The sequence below is a fragment of the Methylibium sp. Pch-M genome, assembly GCF_004136295.1.
Lineage (GTDB): Bacteria > Pseudomonadota > Gammaproteobacteria > Burkholderiales > Burkholderiaceae_C > Methylibium > Methylibium petroleiphilum.
On the sequence record NZ_CP029606.1, the window covers coordinates 3,718,234 to 3,743,007 of the forward strand.

The following is a 24,774-nucleotide window of genomic DNA, read 5'->3' on the forward strand; positions in this document are numbered from 1 at the left end:
GCCATGACGATGCAACGCGTGTGCCTTCTCGGTGCCACCGGCTCCATCGGTGTCAGCACCCTCGATGTGATCGCGCGCCATCCCGACCGCTACGAACTGTTCGCACTCAGCGCCCACAGCCGAATCGACGAACTGGCGGCGCAGTGTCTGCAGTTCCGGCCGCGCTACGCGGTGTTGCCGGACGCCGCGGCAGCGCAGACGCTGCGCGAGCGGCTCGCGGGCAGCGGCGTCGAAGTGCTGTCCGGCGCGGCCGCACTGGCCGAGGTAGCGGCGCACCCGGAGGTGGACACGGTGATGGCGGCGATCGTCGGCGCCGCCGGGCTGGCGCCCTGCCTGGCTGCTGCGCGCGCCGGCAAGCGCCTGCTGCTGGCGAACAAGGAGGCGCTGGTGGTGGGCGGTGCGCTGTTCATGGCGGCGGTGAAGGAAGGCGGCGCCACGCTGCTGCCGATCGACAGCGAGCACTCGGCGATCTTCCAGTGCCTGCCGGAGGATCGCAGCACCTGGGCGCGGCGCATCGATCACATCGTGCTGACGGCTTCAGGCGGGCCGTTCCGCAGCCGTGACCCGGCCAGCCTGCGCGACGTCTCGCCCGACGAGGCCTGCGCCCATCCGAACTGGGTCATGGGCCGCAAGATTTCAGTCGATTCGGCGACGATGATGAACAAGGCGCTCGAGGTGATCGAGGCCCGCTGGCTGTTCGACCTGCAGCCCGAGCAGGTGCGTGTCGTTCTGCACCCTCAGAGCATCATCCACTCGATGGTGGTATGCCGCGATCATTCGGTGCTGGCGCAGCTCGGAACGCCCGACATGCGCGTACCGATCGCCTACGGGCTGGCGTGGCCGGAACGGATCGAGTCCGGAGCCGAGCAACTCGACTTCCTGCGGCTGGGGGCTCTCAGCTTCGAGCCGGCCGACGAGCGCCGCTACCCCGGGCTGCCGCTGGCCTGGGCCGCCCTGCGCGGGCCCGAGGGCGGCACGGCGGTGCTGAATGCCGCGAACGAGGTGGCCGTGGCGGCCTTCCTGGCCGGAACGATCCGCTTCGACCAGATTCACAGCGTCAATGCCCACACCTTCGAACGCACGCCGCTTGGCGCCGGGGCCGCGGCCTCGCTCGCGGGCCTGCTCGCGCTGGACGCGGAAGCCCGCAGCGTGGCGCGCCAGCACCTGAAAGCCCTGTCATGACCACCTTGCTGGCCTTCCTGCTGACGCTCGCCATCCTGATCGTCGTGCACGAATACGGGCACTACCGGGTTGCCGTGGCCTGTGGCGTGAAGGTGCTGCGCTTCTCGGTCGGTTTCGGGCGGGTCGTGTGGCGCCGCCAGCGGGGGGAGACCGAGTTCGTCGTCTCGATGCTGCCCCTGGGCGGTTACGTGAAGATGCTCGACGAACGCGAGGGTTCGGTGCCCGCTGCCGAACGCGCTCGGGCCTATAACAACCGACCGCTGTGGCAGCGATCGAGCATCGTGGCGGCCGGCCCGGCCGCCAACCTGCTGCTCGCAGTTCTGCTGTACGCCGCGGCCAACTGGGTCGGGCTGGAGGAACCCAAGGCCGTCCTCGGCGCGCCGACGGTCGGCAGCATTGCCGATCGCGCGGGCCTGGCGGCGGGCGACTGGGTGCGGGGCGTCGTGCAGGACGACGGCGGTATCGAGCCGGTGCAGTCGATGACCGATCTGCGCTGGCAGCTGACCGACGCCGCCCTGCGCGGCGAACGCATCGCGCTGCGCATCACCGACGCCCAGGGGCACGGCGAGCGCACGGTGCGCCTGGCGCTCGAGGGCGTGGACGCTCGCGAGGTCGATGCCGAGCTGATGCGCCGCATCGGCATCGGCGCGCCATTCAGCGAGCCGGTGCTCGGCAAGCTGGTCGAGGGCGGACCCGCCGCGCGGGCCGGGCTGCGTGAAGGCGACCGCGTGCTGGGCGTCGATGGCGCCCGCATCGACGATGCCGGACGGCTGCGCGAGACGATCCGTGCGGCCGTGCGGGACGGCGTGCCGGTCCCGATGGCGTGGGAGGTACAGCGGGGCAGCGAGCGGCTATCGCTGACCGTGATGCCAGGGCTGCTGACCGACGGCGCCCGCAGCGTGGGCCGGATCGAGGCCTACGTGGGGCAGGCGCCGGAAACGATCACGGTGCGCTACGGCGTGGTCGATGGCCTGGTGCGCGGTGCCCAACGGACCTGGGAAGTGGCGGCACTGAGCCTGCGCATGCTGGGCAAGATGCTGATCGGCGAGGCCTCGCTGAAGAACCTGAGCGGGCCGCTGACGATCGCCGACTACGCCGGCCAGTCGGCACAACTCGGGCTGGCCTACTACCTCGGCTTCCTCGCACTGGTGAGCGTCAGTCTCGGCGTGCTCAATCTGCTGCCGTTGCCGATGCTCGACGGCGGACACCTCATGTATCATCTTTTCGAAGGAGTGACAGGGCGGCCGGTCTCTGAGGTGTGGCTCGATCGGCTGCAGCGCGGGGGGCTGGCAATCATGCTCGTGATGATGTCACTCGCCCTCTACAACGACGTGGCCCGCCTGCTGGGCCTGCATTGACCGCATGGCCTTCTCCCGCGCGCTCCTCCTGTCGACGGTCCGTCCGTCGCTCTCCTTGGCCACCCCTTCCGCGTTGCGCCCCTCGATTCTCGCCGCCGCCCTGGCGGTGGCAATGCACGCGGCGCCGGTGTGGGCGGTCGAGCCCTTCGTGCTCAAGGACATCCGTGTCGAAGGCCTGCAGCGGGCCGACGCCGGTACCATTTTCGGCGCGCTGCCGTTCCGTATCGGCGACACCTACAGCGACGAGAAGGGCGCCGCCGCGCTGCGCGCGCTGTTCGCCACCGGCCTGTTCAAGGACGTGCGACTGGACGTCGACAACGACGTGGTCGTCGTCATCGTCGAGGAGCGGCCGATCATCTCGTCGGTGACCTTCGTCGGGCTCAAGGAGTTCGACAAGGACGCGCTGACCAAGTCGCTGAAGGATGTGGGCATCGGCGAAGGCCAGCCGTTCGACCGCGCCCTGGCCGACCGTGCCGAACAGGAACTCAAGCGCCAGTACCTCACGCGCAGCCTCTACGGTGCCGAGGTCGTGACCACCATCACCCCGGTGGAGCGCAACCGCGTCAACGTCACCTTCACCGTCAGCGAAGGCGAGGTTGCGAAGATCAGCGACATCCGCATCACCGGCAACAAGGTGTTCTCGGAAAGCACGCTGCTCGGGCAGTTCGAGCTGACCACCGGCGGTTGGCTCACGTGGTACACGAAGACGGATCGCTATTCGCGTACCAAGCTCAATGCCGACCTCGAGACACTGCGCGCCTATTACCTGAACCGCGGCTATCTCGAGTTCACCGTCGACTCCACCCAGGTGGCCATCTCGCCGGACAAGCAGAACATTTCGATCACGATCAACGTGACCGAAGGTCAGCCCTATACCGTGACGGCGGTCCGCCTCGAGGGTGAGTACCTCGGCAAGGAAGACGACTTCAAGGCGCTGGTGGCCATCAAGCCGGGCGAGGCGTATCGCGCCGAGACGGTCGCCGAAACGACCCGCCGCTTCACCGAGATGTACGGCGCGTTCGGCTACGCCTTTGCACGCGTCGAGCCGCGGACCGAGATCGACCGTGCCACCGGGCGCGTCGAGGTGGTGCTGGTCGGCGAGCCGAGCCGCCGGGTCTACGTACGCCGCGTGAACGTGGCAGGCAATACCCGCACCCGCGACGAGGTGGTGCGGCGCGAATTCCGGCAGTTCGAGTCGTCCTGGTACGACGGCCGGCGCATCAAGCTGTCGCGCGACCGCGTGGACCGGCTCGGCTACTTCAGCGAGGTCACCATCGACACCGCCGAGGTGCCGGGTGCGCAGGACCAGGTCGACATCACGGCCCAGGTGGTCGAGAAGCCGACCGGCAATCTGCAACTGGGCGCCGGCTTCTCCAGCGCGGAGAAGGTCTCGCTGACCTTCGGCATCCGACAGGACAACATCTTCGGCAGCGGCAACTACCTGGGCTTCGAGGTCAACACCAGCCGCTACAACCGCAACATCGTGGTCAGCACGGTCGATCCGTACTTCACGGTCGACGGCATCTCGCGCGCCATCGACGTGTTCTACCGAACGGCCAGGCCGATCAACAGCCAGGGCGAGGACTACAAGCTGGTGACGCAGGGCGGGGCGATCCGTTTCGGCGTGCCGTTCAGCGAGTTCGATACCGTGTTCTTCGGCGCGGGCTGGGAGCGGACCCAGATCGAGGCCGGTGTCTCGATCCCGAACAGCTATTTCCTGTACCGTGAGGCCTTCGGTGACACGACCGACAGCCTGCCGCTGACGCTCGGTTGGCAGCGCGACGGCCGCGACAGCGCGCTGGTCCCCACCTCCGGTCTCTACCAGCGGCTGAACGCCGAGTGGAGCGTGGCGCTCGACACCCGGTATCTGCGCACCAACTACCAGATCCAGCAGTGGATTCCGCTGTCGAAGAAGTACACGCTGGGCCTCAATGCCGAAGCCGGCTGGGGCAAGGGCTTCGGCGGCCGTCCGTATCCGATCTTCAAGAACTTCTACGGCGGCGGCCTCGGGTCGGTGCGGGGCTTCGACCAGAGCTCGCTGGGCCCGATCGACGTGACCGGCGCCTACATCGGCGGCAACCGCAAGCTCAACCTGAATGCCGAGTTCTACGTCCCGGTGCCCGGCTCGGGCAACGACCGCACGCTGCGCCTGTTCGGCTATCTCGACGCCGGCAACGTGTGGGGCGAGGACGAGAAGCTCAGCCTCGGCGACCTGCGTGCCGCAGCCGGCATCGGCCTGAGTTGGGTCTCCCCGGTCGGGCCGCTCAAGATCAGCTACGGTCAGCCGGTGCGCAAGTTTGCGCAGGATAGAATTCAAAAGTTGCAATTCCAGATCGGGACCGCGTTCTGATGAAGACCTTGTCATTGATGCCGATGCTTGCCGCGGCGGTGCTCGCTGCCGGAGTGACGGTGGCGGCAGCGCAGGAACTGAAGATCGGCTACGTGAACAGCGAACGCGTGCTGCGCGAGGCAGGCCCCGCGAAGGCGGCCCAGGCCAAGCTGGAGTCCGAGTTCTCCAAACGCGAGAAGGAATTGGCGGACGTCGCTGCGAAGCTGAAGACCGCTTCGGAAAAACTCGAGAAGGATGCGCCCACCCTGGCCGAAGGCGATCGCAGCCGCCGTCAGCGCGACCTGGTCGAGCAGGACCGCGAGTTCCAGCGCAAGCGGCGCGAGTTCCAGGAAGACCTGAACCAGCGGAAGAACGAGGAACTGGCCGGTGTGGTCGATCGCGCCAACAAGGTGATCAAGCAGATCTTCGAGACCGAGAAGTACGACGTCATCCTCCAGGAAGCCGTGTTCGCGGGTCCGCGCGTCGACATCACCGACAAGGTGATCAAGGCGCTGAACGGCGCGAAGTGAGGCGCGTGGCCGCGCGGTGATCGACTCGGCAGAGGTCACGCTCGGCGACATCGCCGCAGCACTCGGCGGCGAACTGATCGGCCCGGAGTCACTCGGCATCGCCCGCATCGGGCCGCTCGAGGACGCCGATGCCGCCACCATCTCCTTTCTGGCCAATCCGCGCTACCGCGCCCAGCTGGCCGGCAGCTCGGCAGGCTGCGTGATCGTGGCGCCGGCCCTGCGTGACGAAGCGGTGGCCCGCGGTGCAGCGATCGTCACGCCCGATCCCTATCTCTATTTCGCGCGCCTGACCCAATGGTGGGCGCGGCGCGTGCGACCCGCAGCGGTCTCCGGGGTGCACCCGAGCGCGGTGGTCGATCCCGGCGCACGGCTTGGCGCTGGCGTCAGCATCGGCGCGCTGGCGGTCGTCGAGGCCGGCGCGCAGATCGACGACGGTGCGGAGATCGGTGCGCAGTGCTTCGTCGGGCGCGCGGCGCGCGTCGGCGCTGGCACTCGGCTGCATCCGCGCGTGACCCTGGCGTTCGAGTGCGTGGTCGGTGCCCGCTGCATCGTCCACAGCGGCGCCGTCATCGGGGCCGACGGCTTCGGCTTCGCGCCGAGCCGCGAGCACGGCTACGTGAAGATCGAGCAGCTGGGTGCCGTGCGCATCGGCGACGACGTGGAGATCGGCGCCAACACCTGCATCGACCGCGGTGCGCTCGGCGACACCGTGATCGAGGACGGCGTGAAGCTCGACAACCTGATCCAGATCGCCCACAACGTGCGAATCGGCCGGGGCACTGCAATGGCCGCCTTCACCGGCGTGGCCGGCAGCACGCGCATCGGTGAAGGCTGCACCTTCGGTGGCGGCGCCGGCGTGGTGGGCCATGTGAACATCGTCGACGGCGTGCACGTCTCGGCCCACACGGCCGTGCTGCGTTCTATCGACAAGCCCGGCGTGTACACCGGCATCTTCCCGCTGGCCGAGAATCGCGCCTGGGAAAGGACCGCGGTCACGCTGCGCCAGTTGCCGGCGCTGCGCGAGCGCATCCGCGCACTGGAGCGCCAGGCCGCTGCCGCTTCCGACCAAGAACCAGGTGCCGCCGACGCGAGCGGCGCCGAGAACACGCCATGATGGACATTCACCAGATCCTCGAGAAACTGCCGCATCGCTATCCCTTCCTGCTGGTGGACCGGGTGCTGGAGGTCGAGGCCGGCGTGCGCATCAAGGCGCTGAAGAACGTCACGATCAACGAGCCGTTCTTCGTCGGGCACTTTCCGCACCGTCCGGTGATGCCGGGTGTGCTGATGCTGGAGGCGCTGGCGCAGGCCGCCGCGTTGCTGAGCTTTGCCGACAACAACCTGCAGTCCGACAAGAACTCGGTGATCTATTTCGTCGGCATCGACGGGGCGCGCTTCAAGCGGCCGGTCGAGCCGGGCGACCAGCTGATCCTCGAGGTCGAGGCGGACCGCGTGCGCGCCGGCATCCACAAGTTCAAGGCACGCGCCACGGTCGCCGGGGAACTGGCCTGCGGTGCCGAGCTGATGTGCACGATGCGCAGCGTCGCCTGAAGGCGCCCGCGATGAGCACGGTCCATCCCACCGCGATCGTCGATCCGCAGGCGCAGCTCGCGCCTGACGTCCAGATCGGGCCGTATACGGTCATCGGCCCCGACGTGAGCATCGGTGCCGGCACCACGATCGGTGCGCACTGCGTGATCGAGGGCCACACGACGATCGGGGCCGACAACCGCATCTGGCAGTTCTGCTCCATCGGTGCGGCGCCGCAGGACAAGAAGTACGCCGGCGAGCCGACCCGGCTCGAGATCGGCGACCGCAACACCATTCGCGAGTTCTGCACCTTCAACTGCGGCACCGCGCAGGACAGCGGCGTCACCCGCGTCGGCAGCGACAACTGGGTGATGGCTTACGTGCACCTCGCGCACGACGTGCAGCTCGGCAGCCAGTGCATCCTGGCCAACAACGCCACGCTGGCCGGACACGTGCACGTGGGCGACTGGGTCATCATCGGCGGCCTGACGGGCGTGCACCAGTTCGTGAAGATCGGCGCGCACGCGATGGCCGGTTTCCAGACCGCGCTGTCGCAGGACGTGCCGCCCTTCATGATGGTCGACGGCAACCCGGCCGAGGTGCGCGGCTTCAACGTCGAGGGGCTGCGCCGGCGCGGCTTCGGTGCAGAACGCATCGCCCAGGTCAAGCAGATGCACCGCCTGCTCTATCGCAAGGGGCTGACGCTCGATGAATCGAAGGCCGCCATCGCTGCACTGAAAGGCGGGGTCGACGGCGGAGACGTGGACCTTGGGCTGATGCTCGATTTCCTCGCCGCCTCCAAGCGCGGTATCGTCAGATAGCACCACCATGCAGCTCGGCATGGTCGCTGGCGAAGCCTCTGGCGACCTGCTCGCCGGCTTGTTGATGGGGGGCCTGAAGGCCCGCTGGCCGTCGCTGCAGGCGGCCGGCATCGGTGGCCCCGACATGGTGGCCCAGGGCTTCGAGGCGTGGTGGCCCAGCGAGCGACTTTCGGTGCACGGTTACGCCGAGGCGCTGAAGGTTTACCGCCAGCTCGTCGCGCTGCGCACCGAGCTCGGCGACCGGTTGCTTGCGCAGCGCCCGTCGGCTTTCATCGGCATCGATGCGCCCGACTTCAACCTCGGCCTCGAGGCGCGCCTGAAGGCGGCCGGGCTCAAGACCATCCACTTCGTCTGCCCGTCGATCTGGGCCTGGCGCGGCGGGCGGGTGCACAAGCTGGCCGCGTCGGCTGATCACGTACTGTGCCTCTTTCCGTTCGAGCCGGCGCTGCTGGCGAAGGCGGGCGTGCCGGCCAGCTACGTGGGCCATCCGCTGGCCGATGCGATCCCGTTGGACGTGCCGCGCACCGCCGCGCGCGCTGCGCTCGGCCTGGGTGGCGGCGAGACCGTGGTGGCCGTGATGCCCGGCAGCCGCCGCGGCGAGATCCGCCACATCGCGCCCGACTTCCTGCGTGCCGCGCAGCGGCTGCGCACGGCGCGGCCCGGGCTGCGCTGCCTGCTGCCGGTCGCCCCCGGCCTGCGTGCGATGGTCGAGGCGGCGGTGGCCGAAGCCTCTGCGCAGGAGGCGGTCGAGCTGGTCGACGGCCGCTCGCACGAGGTCATGGCCGCCAGCGACGTGGTGATGGTGGCCAGCGGCACCGCCACGCTCGAAGCCGCATTGTTCAAACGGCCGATGGTGATCGGCTACCGCGTCCACTGGCTCAACTGGCAGGTGATGCGCCACATGCGCTACCAGCCCTGGGTGGGCCTGCCGAACGTGCTGAGCGAGGACTTTGTCGTTCCCGAGCTGCTGCAACACGCGATGACGCCGGACGCGCTGGCCACCGAAGTGCTGCGCTGGCTCGACGATCCGACTGCCTGCGAGCGCATTGCGCAGCGTTTCACCGAGCTCCATTTCCAGCTCCGACGCGACACCGCTCGCGCCGCCACCGATGCGATCGCGCAAGTCATCGCGGGCTGAGGCACCGGGCCTGCCGACCGACCGGCAGCTCGGCCTGTCGTGGGACGTCCCGGGCCTGCTGGCCGGTGTCGACGAAGCCGGCCGCGGGCCACTGGCCGGGCCGGTGGTGGCCGCGGCGGTGATCCTCGACGACGTGCAGCCGATCCGCGGCCTGGGCGATTCCAAGGTCCTGAGCGAGCGGGTGCGCGAGCGTCTGTTCGACGAGGTCCGCGCAAAGGCGCTGTGCTGCTGCATCGCCGAGGCCAGCGTCGAGGAGATCGACACGCTCAACATCCTGCAGGCCACGCTGCTGGCGATGCGCCGCGCGGTCGAGGGCCTGCGGCTGCGGCCGCACAAGGTGCTGGTCGACGGCAACCGGCTGCCGGTGCTGCAGGTGCCGGCCGAGGCCATCGTCAAGGGGGACGCGAAGGTGGCCGCGATCTCGGCGGCGTCGATCCTCGCCAAGGTGCACCGCGACCGCCTCTGCCTCGCGCTGCACGAAGCGCACCCGCAGTACGGCTTCGCGGGCCACAAGGGCTATCCGACGCCCGACCACCTGGCGGCGCTGCGCACGCATGGGGCCTGCGGCGCGCACCGGCGCAGCTTCGCGCCGGTACGCGAGGTGCTGCTGGAGCGCCGGCCGTGACCAGCGGCCCTCAGTTCATCAGCTCGCGCGACAACGCGCTGCTCGTGCGGCTGCGCAAGCTCGCGCAGGACCCGGGGGCCTACCGCAAGCTCGGCGCGGTCTGGCTCGAGGGCGATCACCTGTGCGAGGCCTGCGTGTCGCGCGGTGTCGTGCCGGCGCAGGCGGTGGTCAGCGAGGCTGGCTGGGGCGACCCGCGGCTGCAGAGGCTGGCGCGAGCGGCGCCGCGCATCGCGATCGTTGCCGACGCACTGTTCGCGCAACTCAGCGGCCTGGAGTCGCCGGCCCGGCTGGGCTTCGTGCTCGATCACGCGGCCGAGGCGACGGCGATGCAGGCGGGTGTGGCGACCGTCGTGCTCGACCGGCTGCAGGATGCCGGCAACGTCGGCAGCGTCCTGCGCAGCGCCGCGGCGCTCGGCGTGGCGCAGGTCGTCGCGCTCAAGGGAACCGCGGCGCTGTGGTCGTCGAAAGTGCTGCGCGCCGGCATGGGCGCGCATTTCGCACTGCACCTGGTCGAATCGGCCGAGGTCGGAGACCTGGAGGCGCTGGGCGTGCCGCTGCTGGCCACCAGTTCCCACGCCGGCCTCGGGCTGGCCGAGGGACGATTGCCGAGTCCCTGCGGCTGGGTGCTCGGGCACGAAGGCCAGGGCGTCGGCGAGGCGCTGCTGGCGCGCTGCAGCGAAACGCGGCGCATCCCGCAGCCGGGCGGCGAGGAATCGCTGAACGTGGCCGCCGCCGCCGCGATCTGCCTCTACGAGTCGCTGCGCCAGCGCGGCAGCGCGTAGCGCGCGGGGTCGAGCGCGTCGCGCAGATCGGCTTCGAGCGGGCAGGGCGCGCCGCTGATCCACGAGGCCAGCAACTGGCCACCGAGCGCGGCCCAGGTGATGCCGCGCGAACCGAGGCCGGTGAAGACATAGAGACCGCCTTGCGCATCGCGCTGGCGCGGCACGAAGCGTGGCTGGTCGGCGCGCGAGCTGCGGTCCAGCGCCTCCAGGTCGGGCACTGCACCGATCAGTGGCAGCCGATCGCTCGTCACGGCACGCCAGCCCACGCGGCCCTGCCAGGGCAACCCGGACCAGGCTTCGGCGTCACCGCCCGACAGGCCGGCGAGCTGCTGCAGATTGAGCCGGTGGTCGGCGTCGCGCAGCGCGGGATCGGTGTCGCCGGGCTGGCTGGTGGCGCCGAAGAGCAGCCGACCGTCCGTCGGCGGCAGCACATAGCCGCCGCCGGCGACCGGCAGGCGCGGGCAGGGCAACGGGCCGGCGTGGCCATTGGCTGCCAGGTTGCTGATCTGTCCGCGCACCGCCGTCAGCGGCAACAGCGCCTCACCGCGGCCGGCGCCGAGCAGACCGTTCGCGCCGAGCCCATTGGCCAGCACCAGCACCGGTGCTTCGGCGATCACCTGGCGCTGCACGTCGAGGGCGCGCCACAGGCTGCCGTGGCGCTCGATGGCGGCTACGTCGATGCCGCCCCGGAAGCGGGCGCCACCGTGCGCAAGCAGCGCGCGCGCGTAGTCGCGCGGCGCGAGCCAACCGCCGCCCGGGTAGAACCAGGCGCCGCTCGGCAGGGCGAGACCGGAGAGCGTGCGCGCGGCAGCCCGATCCATCCAGTCGACATAGCCGGGGGCGATCTGCTGGGCTGCCAGCGCCGCACGCGCCGCGTCGTCGTCCCACCTCGACTCGAGGCGCAGGCAGCCGGCGAGCTGGCCGGTCACTCCGCCTTGCGCGATCCACGCACCGGCCAGGCGTTCGGTCGCCAGCGCGGCGGCACGCAGCGTGCGCGCATGCGGACCGTCGTCGCGGTGGAAGCTGCCGTGGAACAGCCCGGCCGGATTGCCCGAGGTGACGTCGGCCGGCTCCGCCGCGCGATCCAGCACCTGGCACTGCCAGCCTTGCTGCGACAACGCCCAGGCTGCTGCGCAGCCGGCCAGACCGGCGCCGATCACCAAGGCTTCGCGCGAGGCGGCGTCGTGCGCATGCCAGCCACCGGGCGGGGGCACCGCGATGTGCCTTGGTGTGAACCGCGCCACCGTGATGTCGCGCTTGCCGCCGGTACCGGCCGTGGTTTCCACCGTGAAGCCGGCGGCCGAGAGCCCGTCGCGCACCACCCGCGCAGCGCTCCAGGTCGCCGCGGTCGCGCCGGGCGCGGCGAGCCGGCCCAGGCGCTGAAGCCGGCGCGGCTCCCACATCTCCGGATTGCGTGCCGGTGCGAACCCGTCGAGGAAGAAGGCGTCCACCGATGCCACCAACCGCGGCAGCAGCAGGGCCACGTCGCCGAAACCCAGCAGCAGCTGCACGCGACCGTCTTCGAAGGCGAGCGGATGCAGGTTCGGCGTGGACAAAGGCCAAGCCGAAACCAGTGCACGGGCCAATTCGGGCAGCAGTGAAGCCGCGTGCGCACGAGCCAGGTCCTCGCGCGTCAGCGGATGCTTCTCGATCGAGACGAACACCAGCCGCTCGCAGCGCTGCGGGTCACGCTGCCAGGCGTCCCAAGTGGCGAGGAAGTTGTTGCCCAGGCCGAAGCCGGTCTCGAGGATCACGAAGCGCTCGCGGCCGCCCCAGCGCACCGGCAGCCGGTTGCCGCCGAGGAAGACGTGGTGCGCCTGCTGCAGCGCGCCGGCCGCCGGGTGGTAGACGTCGCCGAACTCCGGCGCCAGCGGCACGCCGTCGGGCGAGAAGGCCAGGCGGCCCGGCGTGATCGGCGCGGTCTTCATGCCGACGCGCGCGCGGCGAGCCAGGCCAGCAGGCCGTCACGAGCCGGGCCGAGGCTGCGGTAGGCCAGCACCGCATCGCTCATCGTCGACAGTGCGGCGTGCAGGGCGGCGGCCTGGCGCGGCGTCGCGATGGCCTGCGTCATCGTCCGTACGTTCACATGGATCGTGAACACGGCCTGCTGCAGCGCGGGCAGCGGAATGAAGGTCTGGTGCTCGGTGCGCCAGTGAGCAAGCTCGGCCACGGCCTGCGGGTCGTCGGGCCAGGGCCGCCGTGCGTGGCGGGCCGGATGCTGGTCGTGCGCAGGGTGCGTCGTCAGGTTCCACACGAAGCGTTCCCAGCGCTGCGGCTGGCAGACCAGCCGCGTCAGGTGCTGGCTGGCCGCGATCAGCGTGGCGTTGTCGGCCACCGGCCCATGCACCGCAGCGAACGAGCGGCCGACCTTCTCCGACGGCGCCCAGTGCGACGGCAGGCAGACCGCCATCCACGGCAGCGTGGCCCGGGCGCCATCGACGATCGCCAGATCCTCGTGCAGCGCGAGGCTCAGCAGGCCCGACAGGCGCTGTGCGGGCGGCAGCGCCGTGAGGCAGGCGAGCGCCGCCGCATGCGGCGAGGGCGCCGCACTGCCGGCATCGACCAGCCCGCCGTCCCAGCGCACGCGACAACCGAGCCGGTGGGCGGTGACACCATCGTCATCGGCGCTCAACGCCGTGAGGGGATCCCGGGCGGCCTCGTGGACCAGCGCCCGCAGCGCGGGCAGCGGGTCGAAGTCCGGTGCGCAGACCAGCGCTTCGCCGGCATGCTGCGTCAGCACCGTGAGCTTCTCGGCGAACGCCGGTGCGGCCGGATTCAGTGCCGTCAGCTGGGCCGTCGCCGGCGCCAGCTTGCGCAACCCCGGCTGCATGCGAAAGGGCGCGCCGACGGCGGCATCGAAGTCGAACCCCGGGTTCATGGTCCGGATGGTGCCCGCAGCCGCCGTGCCGCACCAGAAACGGCAAGGGCACCCTCAGGTGCCCTCGTCCGCGGCGAAGCGCGTTCGCTCACACGCGCTTGCGGTACTCGTGCGTGCGGGTGTCGATCTCGACCTTGTCGCCGGTCTGCACGAACAGCGGCACCGAGATCTCGAAGCCGGTGGCCAGCTTCGCGATCTTCAGCACCTTGCCCGAGGTGTCGCCCTTGACGGCCGGCTCGGTTTCGGTGATCTCGCGCACGAGGCTGGTCGGCAGTTCCACCGAGATCGCCTTGCCGTCGTAGAACACCACCTCGACCGGCATGCCGTCCTCGAGGTACTGGATCGCGTCGCCCATGTTCTCGGATTCCACCTCGAACTGGTTGTATTCGGCGTCCATGAACGCATACATCGGGTCGGCGAAGTAGGAGTAGGTGCACTCCTTCTTCTCGAGCACGATCTGGTCCATCTTGTCGTCGGCCTTGAACACCACTTCGGCACCGGAGCCGTTCAGCAGGTTCTTCATCTTCATGCGCACCGTGGCGGAGTTGCGGCCGCCGCGGCTGTATTCGGTCTTGAGCACGACCATCGGGTCCTTGCCCTGCATGATCACGTTACCGGCGCGGATTTCCTGTGCGAGTTTCATAGTGATTCCGTGTTGGAAGGGGCGGGTCCGTGGCGGCCCGGCTGTGCTGCCCAGCGGCAGCGCCGCCTTCTTTCTAGACAACTCGGTATTTTAGCCTCTGCCGGCCACGAAGCGAAGCAGGCAGTCCGTCGCGTCGGGCAGGCTGGCCAGGTGCGCGCTCCAGTCGCGGGCGAGTCGCTGCCAGCCCCGCGCTTCGGGCCAGGCGGGTACTGCCACGTCGGACAGGCCGTTCCAGCCCTGCCAAAGCACGCGGATCTGTGCGCCCTGGACGGGCGAGGCCGCGCCAAGGTAGCGGCTCAGGAAGGCGTCAAGCTTCACGGCGTGGAAGTCGTCCACCTGCGGATAGATCTGCCAGATGAAGGGAACGCCCGCCCATTGCGCGCGCGAGAAGGAATCCTCGCCGCGCACGAAGTTGAGGTCGCTGGCCCACAGCAGGTGATCGAACTCGTCCTGCGGCAGGTAAGGCAGCATCACGGTTCGCAGTGCGCCCGTGCGCCCGCCGTCGCCGAGCGCTGCCTTCACCTGCCGCGCGGCCTTGTCCGGCGTGACCAGTAGTACCGTGGGCTCCTGGGCCAGCCCGTTCAGCCAAGCCGGCAACGCCGGGTTCTCGTAGCAGAACAGGCTGACCACGCGTTCGCCGGGCTGGCGCTGCACGCCGTGGGCAGCCAGCCAGGCTGCGGCGTCGAAGGCAGCGCGGCGCTGCAGCAGCCGCTGCTCCCGGATCAGTCCGGCGGTGCTCGGTGTGAAGCCGGGGTAGAGAAACCACTTCGTGAGGCCCTGGCCGGGGCCTTCCAGCTGCGGCGAGGGCAGCCCGTGACTGCGCTCCACGTAGGACTCGGCACTCAGGTACTCGAAGTTGATCCACACCGGCGGGCGAGGGCGTCGCATGCGGCGCACGAAGTCCGCGGGGAGCTGGCAGCCGAAGGTCTCGACGACCACGTCGCCCGGCTCGTGGTCCGGCAGGGGCTCGGCCCAGCGCAGCACCTCGACGCCGGCCCGGCCGCCCGGCGCCATCCAGGCGAGTGCGGAAGGATCGTCGATCCACAACCGCACCTGCTGCCCGCGCTGCGCCAGGTCGGCGGCGAGCCGCCACGACACGCCGACATCGCCGAAGTTGTCGATCACGTGGCAGAACAGGTCCCATCGCAGCGGTGATGTCATCGGCGGGATTATCGACAGGGCGACGCTGCACAATCCGCGACCATGACGGCCGCCTCCCCTGACGACACGGTGCCTCCGACCGACGCCGCCGCAACAGCGGCAGCCGGCGACGAGGCGCGGGACCGCCTGGCGATCGAGGTGGCGGCCTTGCCCAGCCTGCCCGGCGTCTACCGTTACTTCGACGCGCAGGGGGCGCTGCTCTACGTGGGCAAGGCCGGCAACCTGAAGAAGCGGGTGTCGAGCTACTTTCAGAAGAACCATGGCGGTACGCGCACCGGCCACATGGTCGGCAGGATCGCTCGGCTGGAGACCACGGTGGTGCGCTCCGAGGCCGAGGCGCTGCTGCTCGAGAACAACCTGATCAAGACGCTGAACCCGAAGTTCAACATCCTGTTCCGCGACGACAAGAGCTACCCCTACCTCAAGATCACCGGCGCGGCGATGCCCGGCGTACCGCAGGCCGCTGCAGGCGCCGCGTCGGCCGCCGACTACCCGCGCATGGCCTACTACCGCGGTGGGGTCGACAAGCGGCATCGCTACTTCGGCCCCTACCCGAGCGCCTGGGCGGTGAAGGAATCGATCCAGCTGCTGCAGAAGGTGTTCCGGCTGCGCACCTGCGAGGACACGGTGTTCAACCACCGCACGCGGCCCTGCCTGCTGTACCAGATCAAGCGATGTTCGGGGCCCTGCGTGCAGGCCATCGGGGCCGCGGACTACGCACGCGATGTCCGCAACGCCGAGCGCTTTCTGCTCGGTGAACAGCAGGAGGTGATGGGTACGCTGCAGGCGCAGATGATGGCGCACGCCGATGCACTGGAGTTCGAGAAGGCCGCCGAGATCCGGAATCAGCTCGGGGCCCTGTCACGGGTGCTGCACCAGCAGTCGGTCGAGACCAACGCCGACGGCGCCTTCGACAAGGACGCCGACATCCTGGCGGCGGTGGTGCAGGGGGGGCGTGCCTGCGTCAACCTGGCCATGGTGCGGGGCGGTCGGCACCTGGGCGACCGACCCTATTTCCCGACGCACGTCGAGGAGGCGAGTGCGCTCGAGGGGGTGGAGGACGCCGCCGTGCCGGTTGCCGCGGTGGTACTGCCCCACGCTCGCGTCGAGGTGCGGGTACTGGAGGCCTTCATCGCCCAGCACTACCTCGACGGTGCGCCACCGCCACTGTTGATCACCAGCCATGCGATCGACAAGGCGCTCGTCGAGGCGTTGACCGAAGCCAGCGGCGTGCGCGTCACGGCCCAGCACCAGCCGCGCGACCAGCGCCGGCAGTGGCTGGAGATGGCGGAGAAGAACGCACGCATCAAGCTCACGCAGTTGCTGAGCGAGGAAGGCTCGCAGCAGGCCCGCACGCGGGCCCTGGTCGATGCGCTCGACCTGGCGCCTGACCAGCTGGAGCGCTTCCGCATCGAATGCTTCGACATCAGCCACACGGCCGGCGAGGCGACCCAGGCCTCGTGCGTGGTATTCGAGGAGCACAAGATGCAGCCGGCCCAGTACCGGCGCTACAACATCACCGGCATCACCCCTGGCGACGACTACGCAGCCATGCGCCAGGTGCTGACGCGCCGCTACGCCAAGCTCGCCGAGGCATCCGCCCAGGGCACGGCGCGGCTGCCCGACCTCGTGCTGGTGGACGGCGGCAAGGGCCAGGTGGCGATGGCGCGCGACGTGTTCGAGGAGCTCGGGCTCGACCTGTCCCTGATCGTCGGGGTCGAGAAGGGGGAGGGCCGCAAGGTCGGCCTGGAAGAGCTGGTGTTCGCCGACGGCCGCGCCAAGGTCTACCTTGGCAAGGACTCGGCCGCGCTGATGCTGGTGGCACAGATCCGCGACGAGGCCCACCGCTTCGCGATCACCGGCATGCGCGCCCGGCGTGCCAGTGTGCGCACCGGCGGCAGCCGGCTGGAGGACATCGCCGGCATCGGGCCCAAGAAACGTGCGAAGCTGCTGCAGCGCTTCGGCGGCGCACGCGGCGTGGCCAGTGCGAGCGTGGACGACCTGTCGAGCGTCGATGGCATTTCCAGAGAACTGGCTGAGGAGATCTACCGTGTCCTGCACTGAAGAATCGTCGGCGCGACGCACGCGCTGGCACGCGGCCCGCCTCGGGGCCGCACTGGCGTTGACGCTGGGCGCCTGCTCGACCACCGCACCACCGACGCCGAAGCCGTCGCCGGCGCCTGCCCGTCCTGCGGCGCCTGTCGCACCGGCACCGTCGGCCGGGGCCCTGCCGGCCCCGGAGGCGCCACGCACGCTTGCCGGCCTGCGCCTGCAGGCGGCGCGCCGGCTGGTCGCCGCCAACCCGGGCATGACCTACAGCGGCGAGGTGCCCGAGCCGCTGTTGGCCATCCCGGTGCTGGAAGTCGAGCTCAACGCCGATGGCAGCGTGCGCCGTATCGAGGTGCTGCGCGAGCCACGCCAGGCCAAGGACACCATCCAGCTGTCCATCGATGCGGTACGACGCGCGGCGCCCTTCGGCGACGTGTCGAAGCTGCCCCGGCCCTGGAAGTTCACCGAAACCTTCCTGTTCCGAGACGACCGCAAGTTCAAGCCTCGTACCCTCGATTCCTGAACGCCGCCGGCATGGCCAAGGGCATCGGCCCTTCTTGGGCACAATGCCCGCATGTTCTTCACGCTGCCGACTCTCCTGACCTGGGCGCGCATCGTCGCGATTCCGCTGATCGTCGGCGTGTTCTACCTCCAGATGGCGCCATCGATGCAGAACCTGATCGCGACGGTGCTGTTCGTCGTGGTGGCGCTGACCGACTGGGCTGACGGCTACCTGGCCCGCAAGCTGAATCAGACCTCATCGTTCGGCGCCTTCCTCGACCCGGTGGCCGACAAGTTCCTGGTCTGTGCCGCGTTGCTGATCCTGGTGCAGCTCGACCGCGTCAATGCGCTGATCGCGCTGGTGATCATCGGGCGCGAGATCGCGATCTCGGCCCTGCGCGAGTGGATGGCGCAGATCGGCGCGTCGCGCAGCGTCGCGGTGCACATGCTGGGCAAGCTCAAGACCACCGTGCAGATGATCGCGATCCCCTTCCTGCTCTTCGACGGCCATCTGTTCGGCGTGATCGACACCCACCTGTGGGGCACCGTCCTGATCATCGTCGCGGCGGCGCTGACCATCTGGTCGATGGTCTATTACCTGCAGAAGGCGTTGCCCGAGATCCGGGCCAAGGTGCGCTGATGCCGCCCGCCCAGCAGCGCGCGCTGTTGATCGGCGCGATGCCGGCGCTGTTCGTGCTGATCTGGAGTACCGGCTTCGTCGTAGCGCGCTACGGCATGCCGCATGCCCCACCGCTGAAATTCCTGGCCTGGCGCTTTGCGCTCTCGGCGCTGTGCTTCGTGCTCTGGGTAAGGGTGTCCGGCGCGGCGTGGCCTCAAGGGCGGGCGCAGTGGAGACACCTGGCCGTGACCGGCGTGCTGATGCACGCGGGCTACCTGGGTGGCGTGTGGGCCGCGGTGCGGTTGGGCATCGGTGCCGGCACCGTGGCGCTGATCGTCGGCCTGCAACCGGTGCTCACCGCCGTGTGGATCAGCCGCACCGGATCGCCGTCCGAACGGGTGTCGGCCCGGCAATGGGTCGGCCTGGCGCTCGGCTTCACCGGGCTGCTGCTGGTGGTAGGCCACCGGCTCGGCAGCGGCGAGGTCACGATAGCGAACCTCGGCCTGGCGCTGTTCGCCCTGTTCTGCATCACCGCCGGTACGCTGTACCAGAAGCAGCATGTGGCGCGTTGCGACGTGCGGACGGCCAGCGCCGTGCAACTGCTGGCGGCGCTGGCCGTCACGCTGCCGCTCGCGCTGCTGGAGCCGGCGCCGGTGCAATGGCACCCGCAACTGCTCGGTGCGATGGCCTGGTCCGTCGTGGTGCTGACGCTCGGCGGCAGTTCGCTGCTCTACCTGCTGATCCAGCGCGGCGCCGCGACGGTCGTGACCAGTCTGCTTTACCTGGTGCCACCTTGCACCGCGCTGATGGCGTGGCTGCTGTTCGGCGAGTCGCTGTCGCTGAGCGTGCTGGTCGGGCTGGCCCTGACGGCGGTGGGCGTCGCCTTGGTGGTTCGTGCGACGCGAAGCGAGGCATGAGTGGGGCGACCTGTGCCGTCGCGTCCACAAGGTGTCCCGTCGGGCCTGCAGCGTCGATGCGAGCCAGCTTGCCGAGCCCCGGCCGGTGGGCGATCTGCATGGGGGAATACGCATAGAATCGCCTTCCGCGCTTGACACCCCGCAGGCTCACCGCTGTAATGATCCGCAGTCCCAGCGGCCTTCCGCAGCGCGTCCCACCGGGCTGGGTCCCGCACCTTCCACCGTAGACAGAGACACCTTTCAAAGGGGGTACCTTTCGTGAACAAGACTGAACTGATCGAACACATCGCCAAGCAGGCCGACATCTCGAAGGCCGCTGCCACGCGTGCGCTCGAGGCACTGATCGGCGGTGTGCGCACGACGCTCAAGAAGGGCGGCAGCGTGTCGCTCGTCGGTTTCGGCACGTTTGCCGTGACCAAGCGTGCAGCGCGCAGTGGGCGCAACCCGCGCACCGGCGACACGATCAAGATCAAGGCGGCCAAGGTGCCGAAGTTCCGTCCGGGCAAGGCCCTGAAGGACGCACTCAACTGAACCATGTCCGGCTCGGGTGCTTAGCTCAGCTGGTAGAGCGGCGCCCTTACAAGGCGTAGGTCGGGGGTTCGAACCCCTCAGCACCCACCACCCCGGAGTCGACATCCTGAGACGGCCACGACCGCTTCGATAGAATCCGGCAGCAGCGCTCTCATCAGAGCGCGCAAGAGAGCCAGTCCAGCAAAGGCGAACCCCGGTTCGCCTTTGTCGCATGTGGGCCGACACAGATCGATCTTCCGAGGCCATCGATGTTTGAATTCGTTCGTTCGCACACCCGGCTGTTGCAGTTCATCCTGGTCCTGCTGATCTTTCCGGCCTTCGTGTTCTTCGGTGTGCAGGGTTACACCGGCATGAGCGAAGGCAATACGGCCGTCGCCAAGGTTGCGGGCACCTCGATCACGCAGGCCGAGTGGGATGCGGCGCACCGCAACCAGGTCGAACGCCTGCGGGCGCAGTCCCCCGGTGTCGACCTCAAGCTGTTCGATACGCCCGAGGCGAAGCAGCGCACGCTGGACGCCCTCGTGCGTGAGCGTGTGATGCTCGTCGCGGCTGACAAGCTGCACCTGACCACCAGCGACGAACGCCTGCAGCGGGCGTTCGCCAGCGATCCACAGCTCGCCTTCCTGCGCAAGCCCGACGGCAGCCTGAACGCCGACCTGCTGGCGGCGCAGGGCATGAGTGCCAGGCAGTTCGAGCAGCAACTGCGTCAGGACCTGGCGATGCGTCAGGTCCTGCAGGGCGTGAGTGGTACGGTGCTGGCGCCGAGCCGTCCTACGTCGACGGCGCTGGATGCGCTGCTGCAGCAACGCGAAGTGCGCATCGCGCGCTTCGAGGCGCAGAAGTTCGTAACGAAGGTCAACGTGACCGACGCCGACATCGAAGCCTATTACAAGGATGGCCGTCACGCCGCCGAATTCGAGACGCCGGAGCAGGCCTCGATCGAGTACCTCGTGCTCGACCTGGATGCCATCAAGTCCGGCCTCACGGTCAGCGACGACGATCTCCGCAAGTACTACGCGGAGAACGAGAGTCGCTACGTCGCGCCGGAAGAGCGCCGCGCCAGCCACATCCTGATCAAGGCCGAGAAGGGCGCCCCGGCCGAGCAGCGCGAGAAGGCCAGGGCCAGGGCCGCCGCCTTGCTCGCCGAAGCGCGGAAGGACCCGTCGAAGTTCGCCGAACTGGCCAAGAAGAATTCGGAGGACCCCGGCTCCGCGGTGCAGGGCGGCGACCTGGACTTCTTTGCGCGCGGAGCGATGGTCAAGCCCTTCGAGGACGCGGCGTTCGCGCTGAAGCCGGGGCATCTGAGCGAGGTGGTGGAAAGCGATTTCGGCTACCACGTGATCTTGCTCACCGCGGTGCGGGGCGGCGAGAAGAAGGCCTTCGAGTCCGTCAAGGCGGAGATCGAGAACGAGGTGAAGCAGCAGCTGGCGCAGCGCCGCTACGCTGAAGCCGCCGAGATTTTCAGCAACACCGTCTACGAACAAGCCGACAGCCTGAAACCGGCGGCAGAGAAGCTCAAGCTCACGGTGCGCACGGCGTCCGGCGTGGCGCGCACGCCAGCCCAAGGGGCGACCGGCGCGCTCGCCAGCCCGAAGTTCCTGGAGGCTCTGTTTGCCGCCGAGACCCTGCGCAACAAGCGCAACACCGAGGCGGTCGATCTGGGGGGCAGCCAGTTGGTGGCCGGCCGCATCGTCGACTACGCGCCGTCGCGCAAGCTGCCGCTCGCCGAGGTGAAGGACCGGGTGCGGGAGCGTGTGGTGGTCGAGCAATCGGCGGCATTGGCGCGCAAGGAAGCCCTGGCGCGGCTCGCCGCCTGGAAGGGCGGTGCAGAACCCGAGGGACTGGAGCCTGCGATGACGGTCTCGCGCGGCCGGCAGCAGGAATTGCCGCCGGCTCTGATCGATGCGGTGATGAAGGCCTCGCCAGCGCCGCTGCCGTCGTGGACGGGCGTCGATTTCGGCGACGAGGGCTACGCGGTGGTGCGCGTCGACAAGATGCTGCCGCGCGACGCGGCGGCGGGTGATGACAAGCGGCTGCGCCAGCAATACGGACAGATCTGGGGCGCGGCCGAAGACGAGGCCTACTACGCGTCGCTGAAGGAACGATACAAGGTGAAGATCACCGGCGTGGCGAAGAGCGCCGATGCCGAGCCCTCCGGCGCTTCGCGCTGAAGCTCTTCGCTATAATGCGAGGCTCTGCGGTGGCTGTAGCTCAGTTGGTAGAGTCCAGGATTGTGATTCCTGTTGTCGTGGGTTCGAGTCCCATCAGCCACCCCACCTGATCACAAACGAAGGCCCCATCTCGCGGGCCTTTCGTTTTTCTGGTGGCGAAGAAGAGCCCGTGCGGCTCAGCGCGGTTTGTACTGTTCGGTACCGAACAGCATCTTGCGCGACTGCTCGTCGACCAGCGGCTTGCGCTGCTGAGCCAAGACCTCGACGCCGCGCTGCACCGCGGGGCGTGCGGCGATCTCGTCGAACCAGCCCTTGAGGTGCGGGTAGTCGTTCCAGTCGATGCCCTGGTTTTTCCAGGAGCGCAGCCACGGGAAGATCGCGATGTCGGCGATGCTGTAGTCCGGTCCCGCGATGTACTTTGACTTGGCCAACTGGCGATTCATCACGCCGTAGAGGCGCTTGGCCTCGTTGGTATAGCGGTCGATCGCGTAGTCGATCTTCTCGGGTGCGTAGACCCGGAAATGGTGGGTCTGGCCGAGCATCGGCCCGACGCCACCCATCTGGAACATCAGCCACTGCAGCACGTCGTACTTGCCCCGCACGTCGGCTGGCAGCAGCTTGCCGGTCTTGCCGGCCAGATAGAGCAGGATGGCGCCGGATTCGAACAGCGAGATGGGCTTCCCGTCCGGGCCGTCAGGATCGACGATCGCGGGGATCTTGTTGTTCGGGCTGATCGCCAGGAAAGCGGGCTCGAATTGATCGCCGGCGCCAATATCGACAGGAAATGCACGGTATGGCAGCTCGCACTCCTCGAGCATGATGTGGACCTTGTGCCCGTTGGGTGTGGCCCAGGAATACACTTCGATCATCGTCAGAGCCCTCGGTGGGTGGCAGCCGCTCCGACGGACGGCTTGTGGGCACTCTATTCGATCGCAAGGACCCATGCTCGACTCCTTCAAGCGCTGGATAGACGGCAAGCGCGGCGGCCCGGACGGTCGTCTCCTTCAGACCTGGGCCAAGCAGCGTGGCTCGGTCTTCAAGCGCGTGCGCAACGGTGAAGGCGTGGTGATCGAGGGCGAGATGCATGGGACGCCATGGCGCATGGAATGGGGCACGCCGCAGCGCGCCTACTTGCTCGACCGTGAACTGCGCCTGCGCATGGACCTGGGCCTGCCGCCAAGCCTCCAGATGATGGTCATCTCGCGCGTGCTGGCCGAGGAACTGGAGCAGGCCGCCTACGCGCTGTTCACACAGGACATGCAGACACAGATCGACTCCGGCATGCCGGAGGAAATGCGCTGGCTGGCGATGTTCCCGAAGACGCAGTTGGCTGCGCTGAAGATGCTGCGCAACCGCTACACGACGGCATCGAATGCCGCGGCACCGCTGGCGGTGTGGCTTGACAAGGATCTGGTCGGCCAACTCGAGGCTGCCCGGCAAGGCTGGCTGGGTGAAGAGGGCCCGCTCGTTCTGATGACGCTGCGGGGCAGGCTCTACCTGCGCGTCGAGTCGGTGCAGCCGGACGCTGCGCTGCTCGATGGCGTGATGGCGCTGTTCGAGGCGGCCGCCCGCGGCGCTCTGGCGGCGGCCGAAGGTGCGTCTTCGCAGACGCAGTGGCCGAGCACCAGCACGACGGCCTGGCAGAGCCACCTGCCTTCGCACTACCCGGCGGATGCCGGGCTCGGCGACAACCGCCGCTGAGACAGCCGCGCCCTGGGGCTGGCCTCAGGCAGCGGCGTACTTGCCGAGCTCGAGCTTGGCGATCGCGTTGCGGTGCACTTCATCGGGGCCGTCGGCAAAGCGCAGCGTGCGCGCCAAGGTGTAGAAGTAGGCGAGCGGAAAGTCCTCGCACATGCCCGCGGCGCCGTGTGCCTGCATGGCCCAGTCGATCACCTGACAGGCGAGGTTGGGCGCCACGACCTTGATCATCGCGATCTCGGCCTTGGCGGCCTTGTTGCCCGCCACATCCATCATCCACGCCGCCTTGAGCGTCAGCAGGCGCGCCATGTCGATCCGGCAGCGCGCCTCGGCAATGCGCTCCCGCGTCACGCCCTGGTCGGCCACCGGGCGGCCGAAGGCCACGCGCGCACTGGTGCGCCGGCACATCAGCTCGAGAGAGCGCTCTGCCAGCCCGATCAGCCGCATGCAATGGTGGATGCGTCCCGGCCCCAGGCGGCCCTGGGCGATCTCGAAGCCGCGGCCTTCGCCGAGCATCAGGTTGCCGGCCGGAACGCGCACGTTGGTGAAGGTGATCTCGCAGTGGCCGTGCGGGGCATCGTCGTAACCCAATACGGAAAGCGGCCGCAGCACCTTGATGCCCGGCGCGTCGCTGGGGATCAGGATCATCGACTGCTGGCTGTGCCGCGGGGCGTCCGGGTCGGTCTTGCCCATGAAGATGTAGATCGCGCAGCGCGGGTCACCCGCGCCCGAGATCCACCACTTGCGACCATTGATCACATAGTCGTCGCCCTGGCGCTCGATGCGCGACTCGATGTTGGTGGCATCCGACGAGGCGACGTCCGGCTCGGTCATCACGAAGGCGCTGCGGATCTCGCCGCGCAGCAGTGGTTCGAGCCAACGCTTCTTGTGCTCGGCGCTGCCGTAGCGCACGAGCGTCTCCATGTTGCCGGTGTCGGGCGCCGAGCAGTTGAACACCTCGCTGGCCCAGGGCACGCGGCCCATGATCTCGGCCAGCGGCGCGTACTCCTGGTTGGACAGGCCGGCGCCGTAGTCACCCGAGGTGCGGTTCGCCCCGTCGGCACTGTCGGGCAGGAACAGGTTCCAGAGGCCCTCGTCACGCGCCTTCGGCTTGAGCTGTTCGATCACCTGCAGCGGCGTCCAGCGCTTGCCGGCGCGCGTGTTGGCTTCGATCTCGGCCCAGTAGGCGGCCTCGGCCGGGTAGATGTGCCGGTCCATGAAGGCCGTGAGGCGGGCCTGCAGGTCCTGCGTGCGCGGCGAGTAGTCGAAGTCCATGCGTGTCTCCCTGAGGGTCAGTGCCGTTACGCAGGC

General features: G+C 69.0%; 23 protein-coding genes and 2 tRNA genes. 19 read left to right on the top strand and 6 right to left on the bottom strand.

The window, feature by feature from the left end:
- The first annotated feature begins 3 nt into the window (after positions 1–3).
- The 10 genes from ispC (at position 4) to C1M51_RS17910 (ending at position 10,295) form a co-directional block, all read left to right on the top strand.
- The gene (gene ispC / locus C1M51_RS17865; protein WP_036247899.1) at positions 4–1,182 is read left to right on the top strand and encodes a 1-deoxy-D-xylulose-5-phosphate reductoisomerase; all 1,179 of its coding nucleotides are present in this window, start codon (positions 4–6) and stop codon (positions 1,180–1,182) included.
- Positions 1,179–2,540, top strand: a complete 1,362-nt coding sequence (gene rseP / locus C1M51_RS17870; protein WP_129451866.1) for an RIP metalloprotease RseP — start codon at positions 1,179–1,181, stop codon at positions 2,538–2,540. Before ispC ends, rseP begins: the two co-directional genes overlap by 4 nt.
- Positions 2,541–2,652: 112 nt before the next feature.
- Entirely contained in the window at positions 2,653–4,890 is a 2,238-nt protein-coding gene (gene bamA, locus C1M51_RS17875; protein WP_129452265.1) for an outer membrane protein assembly factor BamA, read from the top strand.
- Positions 4,890–5,399 carry an OmpH family outer membrane protein gene (locus C1M51_RS17880; protein ID WP_129451867.1) on the top strand — a complete coding sequence of 170 codons (510 nt, stop codon included), beginning with the start codon at positions 4,890–4,892 and terminating at the stop codon, positions 5,397–5,399. The genes bamA and C1M51_RS17880 overlap by 1 nt, the downstream gene beginning before the upstream one ends.
- A 16-nt stretch (positions 5,400–5,415) precedes the next feature.
- Positions 5,416–6,513 (top strand): UDP-3-O-(3-hydroxymyristoyl)glucosamine N-acyltransferase, encoded by a 1,098-nt coding sequence (lpxD, locus tag C1M51_RS17885; protein ID WP_129451868.1) that lies wholly within the window; start codon positions 5,416–5,418, stop codon positions 6,511–6,513.
- Positions 6,510–6,950, top strand: a complete 441-nt coding sequence (fabZ, locus tag C1M51_RS17890) for a 3-hydroxyacyl-ACP dehydratase FabZ (RefSeq protein ID WP_129451869.1) — start codon at positions 6,510–6,512, stop codon at positions 6,948–6,950. Before lpxD ends, fabZ begins: the two co-directional genes overlap by 4 nt.
- Before the next feature lie 11 nt (positions 6,951–6,961).
- A complete protein-coding gene (gene lpxA / locus C1M51_RS17895) occupies positions 6,962–7,750 on the top strand; it encodes an acyl-ACP--UDP-N-acetylglucosamine O-acyltransferase (RefSeq protein ID WP_129451870.1) in 789 nt (262 codons plus the stop codon).
- Positions 7,751–7,757: 7 nt separating this feature from the next.
- Positions 7,758–8,888, top strand: a complete 1,131-nt coding sequence (gene lpxB, locus C1M51_RS17900) for a lipid-A-disaccharide synthase (protein WP_129451871.1) — start codon at positions 7,758–7,760, stop codon at positions 8,886–8,888.
- On the top strand, positions 8,860–9,513 hold the full coding sequence (gene rnhB / locus C1M51_RS17905; RefSeq protein ID WP_129451872.1) for a ribonuclease HII: 654 nt from the start codon (positions 8,860–8,862) through the stop codon (positions 9,511–9,513). The genes lpxB and rnhB overlap by 29 nt, the downstream gene beginning before the upstream one ends.
- Positions 9,510–10,295, top strand: a complete 786-nt coding sequence (locus tag C1M51_RS17910) for an RNA methyltransferase (RefSeq protein ID WP_129451873.1) — start codon at positions 9,510–9,512, stop codon at positions 10,293–10,295. The genes rnhB and C1M51_RS17910 overlap by 4 nt, the downstream gene beginning before the upstream one ends.
- On the opposite strand, the gene mnmC is transcribed toward C1M51_RS17910, so the two are convergent.
- The 4 genes from mnmC to earP all read right to left on the bottom strand — a co-directional run bounded on the left by mnmC (position 10,262) and on the right by earP (position 14,977).
- Entirely contained in the window at positions 10,262–12,223 is a 1,962-nt protein-coding gene (gene mnmC, locus C1M51_RS17915; RefSeq protein WP_129451874.1) for an FAD-dependent 5-carboxymethylaminomethyl-2-thiouridine(34) oxidoreductase MnmC, read from the bottom strand. The genes C1M51_RS17910 and mnmC overlap by 34 nt on opposite strands.
- A complete protein-coding gene (locus C1M51_RS17920; RefSeq protein ID WP_129451875.1) occupies positions 12,220–13,173 on the bottom strand; it encodes a heme-dependent oxidative N-demethylase subunit alpha family protein in 954 nt (317 codons plus the stop codon). The genes mnmC and C1M51_RS17920 overlap by 4 nt, the downstream gene beginning before the upstream one ends.
- Positions 13,174–13,261: 88 nt before the next feature.
- Positions 13,262–13,816 (bottom strand): elongation factor P, encoded by a 555-nt coding sequence (gene efp / locus C1M51_RS17925; RefSeq protein ID WP_036230106.1) that lies wholly within the window; start codon positions 13,814–13,816, stop codon positions 13,262–13,264.
- A gap of 90 nt (positions 13,817–13,906) precedes the next feature.
- Positions 13,907–14,977, bottom strand: a complete 1,071-nt coding sequence (gene earP, locus C1M51_RS17930) for an elongation factor P maturation arginine rhamnosyltransferase EarP (protein WP_129451876.1) — start codon at positions 14,975–14,977, stop codon at positions 13,907–13,909.
- Between the two features lie 42 nt (positions 14,978–15,019).
- On the opposite strand from earP, the gene uvrC reads away from it, so the two are divergent.
- From uvrC to C1M51_RS17970, 8 genes are all read left to right on the top strand, one after another.
- A complete protein-coding gene (gene uvrC / locus C1M51_RS17935) occupies positions 15,020–17,041 on the top strand; it encodes an excinuclease ABC subunit UvrC (RefSeq protein ID WP_129451877.1) in 2,022 nt (673 codons plus the stop codon).
- On the top strand, positions 17,028–17,549 hold the full coding sequence (locus C1M51_RS17940) for a hypothetical protein (RefSeq protein ID WP_129451878.1): 522 nt from the start codon (positions 17,028–17,030) through the stop codon (positions 17,547–17,549). Before uvrC ends, C1M51_RS17940 begins: the two co-directional genes overlap by 14 nt.
- Before the next feature lie 51 nt (positions 17,550–17,600).
- Complete coding sequence (pgsA, locus tag C1M51_RS17945) at positions 17,601–18,167, top strand: CDP-diacylglycerol--glycerol-3-phosphate 3-phosphatidyltransferase (protein ID WP_129451879.1); 567 nt, start codon at positions 17,601–17,603, stop codon at positions 18,165–18,167.
- On the top strand, positions 18,167–19,063 hold the full coding sequence (locus tag C1M51_RS17950) for a DMT family transporter (RefSeq protein ID WP_129451880.1): 897 nt from the start codon (positions 18,167–18,169) through the stop codon (positions 19,061–19,063). The genes pgsA and C1M51_RS17950 overlap by 1 nt, the downstream gene beginning before the upstream one ends.
- Before the next feature lie 258 nt (positions 19,064–19,321).
- A complete protein-coding gene (locus C1M51_RS17955) occupies positions 19,322–19,594 on the top strand; it encodes an HU family DNA-binding protein (RefSeq protein ID WP_011829551.1) in 273 nt (90 codons plus the stop codon).
- A gap of 14 nt (positions 19,595–19,608) precedes the next feature.
- A tRNA-Val gene (locus C1M51_RS17960) sits at positions 19,609–19,684 on the top strand.
- A 158-nt stretch (positions 19,685–19,842) separates the two neighbouring features.
- Entirely contained in the window at positions 19,843–21,765 is a 1,923-nt protein-coding gene (locus C1M51_RS17965) for a SurA N-terminal domain-containing protein (protein ID WP_129451881.1), read from the top strand.
- A 29-nt stretch (positions 21,766–21,794) separates the two neighbouring features.
- Positions 21,795–21,870: transfer RNA gene (locus tag C1M51_RS17970), tRNA-His, on the top strand.
- Positions 21,871–21,941: 71 nt separating this feature from the next.
- Here the strand turns inward: C1M51_RS17970 and C1M51_RS17975 are convergent.
- A complete protein-coding gene (locus C1M51_RS17975) occupies positions 21,942–22,634 on the bottom strand; it encodes a glutathione binding-like protein (RefSeq protein WP_129451882.1) in 693 nt (230 codons plus the stop codon).
- Positions 22,635–22,707: 73 nt separating this feature from the next.
- On the opposite strand from C1M51_RS17975, the gene C1M51_RS17980 reads away from it, so the two are divergent.
- On the top strand, positions 22,708–23,466 hold the full coding sequence (locus C1M51_RS17980) for a hypothetical protein (protein ID WP_129451883.1): 759 nt from the start codon (positions 22,708–22,710) through the stop codon (positions 23,464–23,466).
- Between the two features lie 24 nt (positions 23,467–23,490).
- Here C1M51_RS17980 and C1M51_RS17985 read toward each other — a convergent pair whose 3' ends face one another.
- Entirely contained in the window at positions 23,491–24,738 is a 1,248-nt protein-coding gene (locus C1M51_RS17985) for an acyl-CoA dehydrogenase family protein (protein ID WP_129451884.1), read from the bottom strand.
- Between the last annotated feature and the right edge of the window lie 36 nt (positions 24,739–24,774).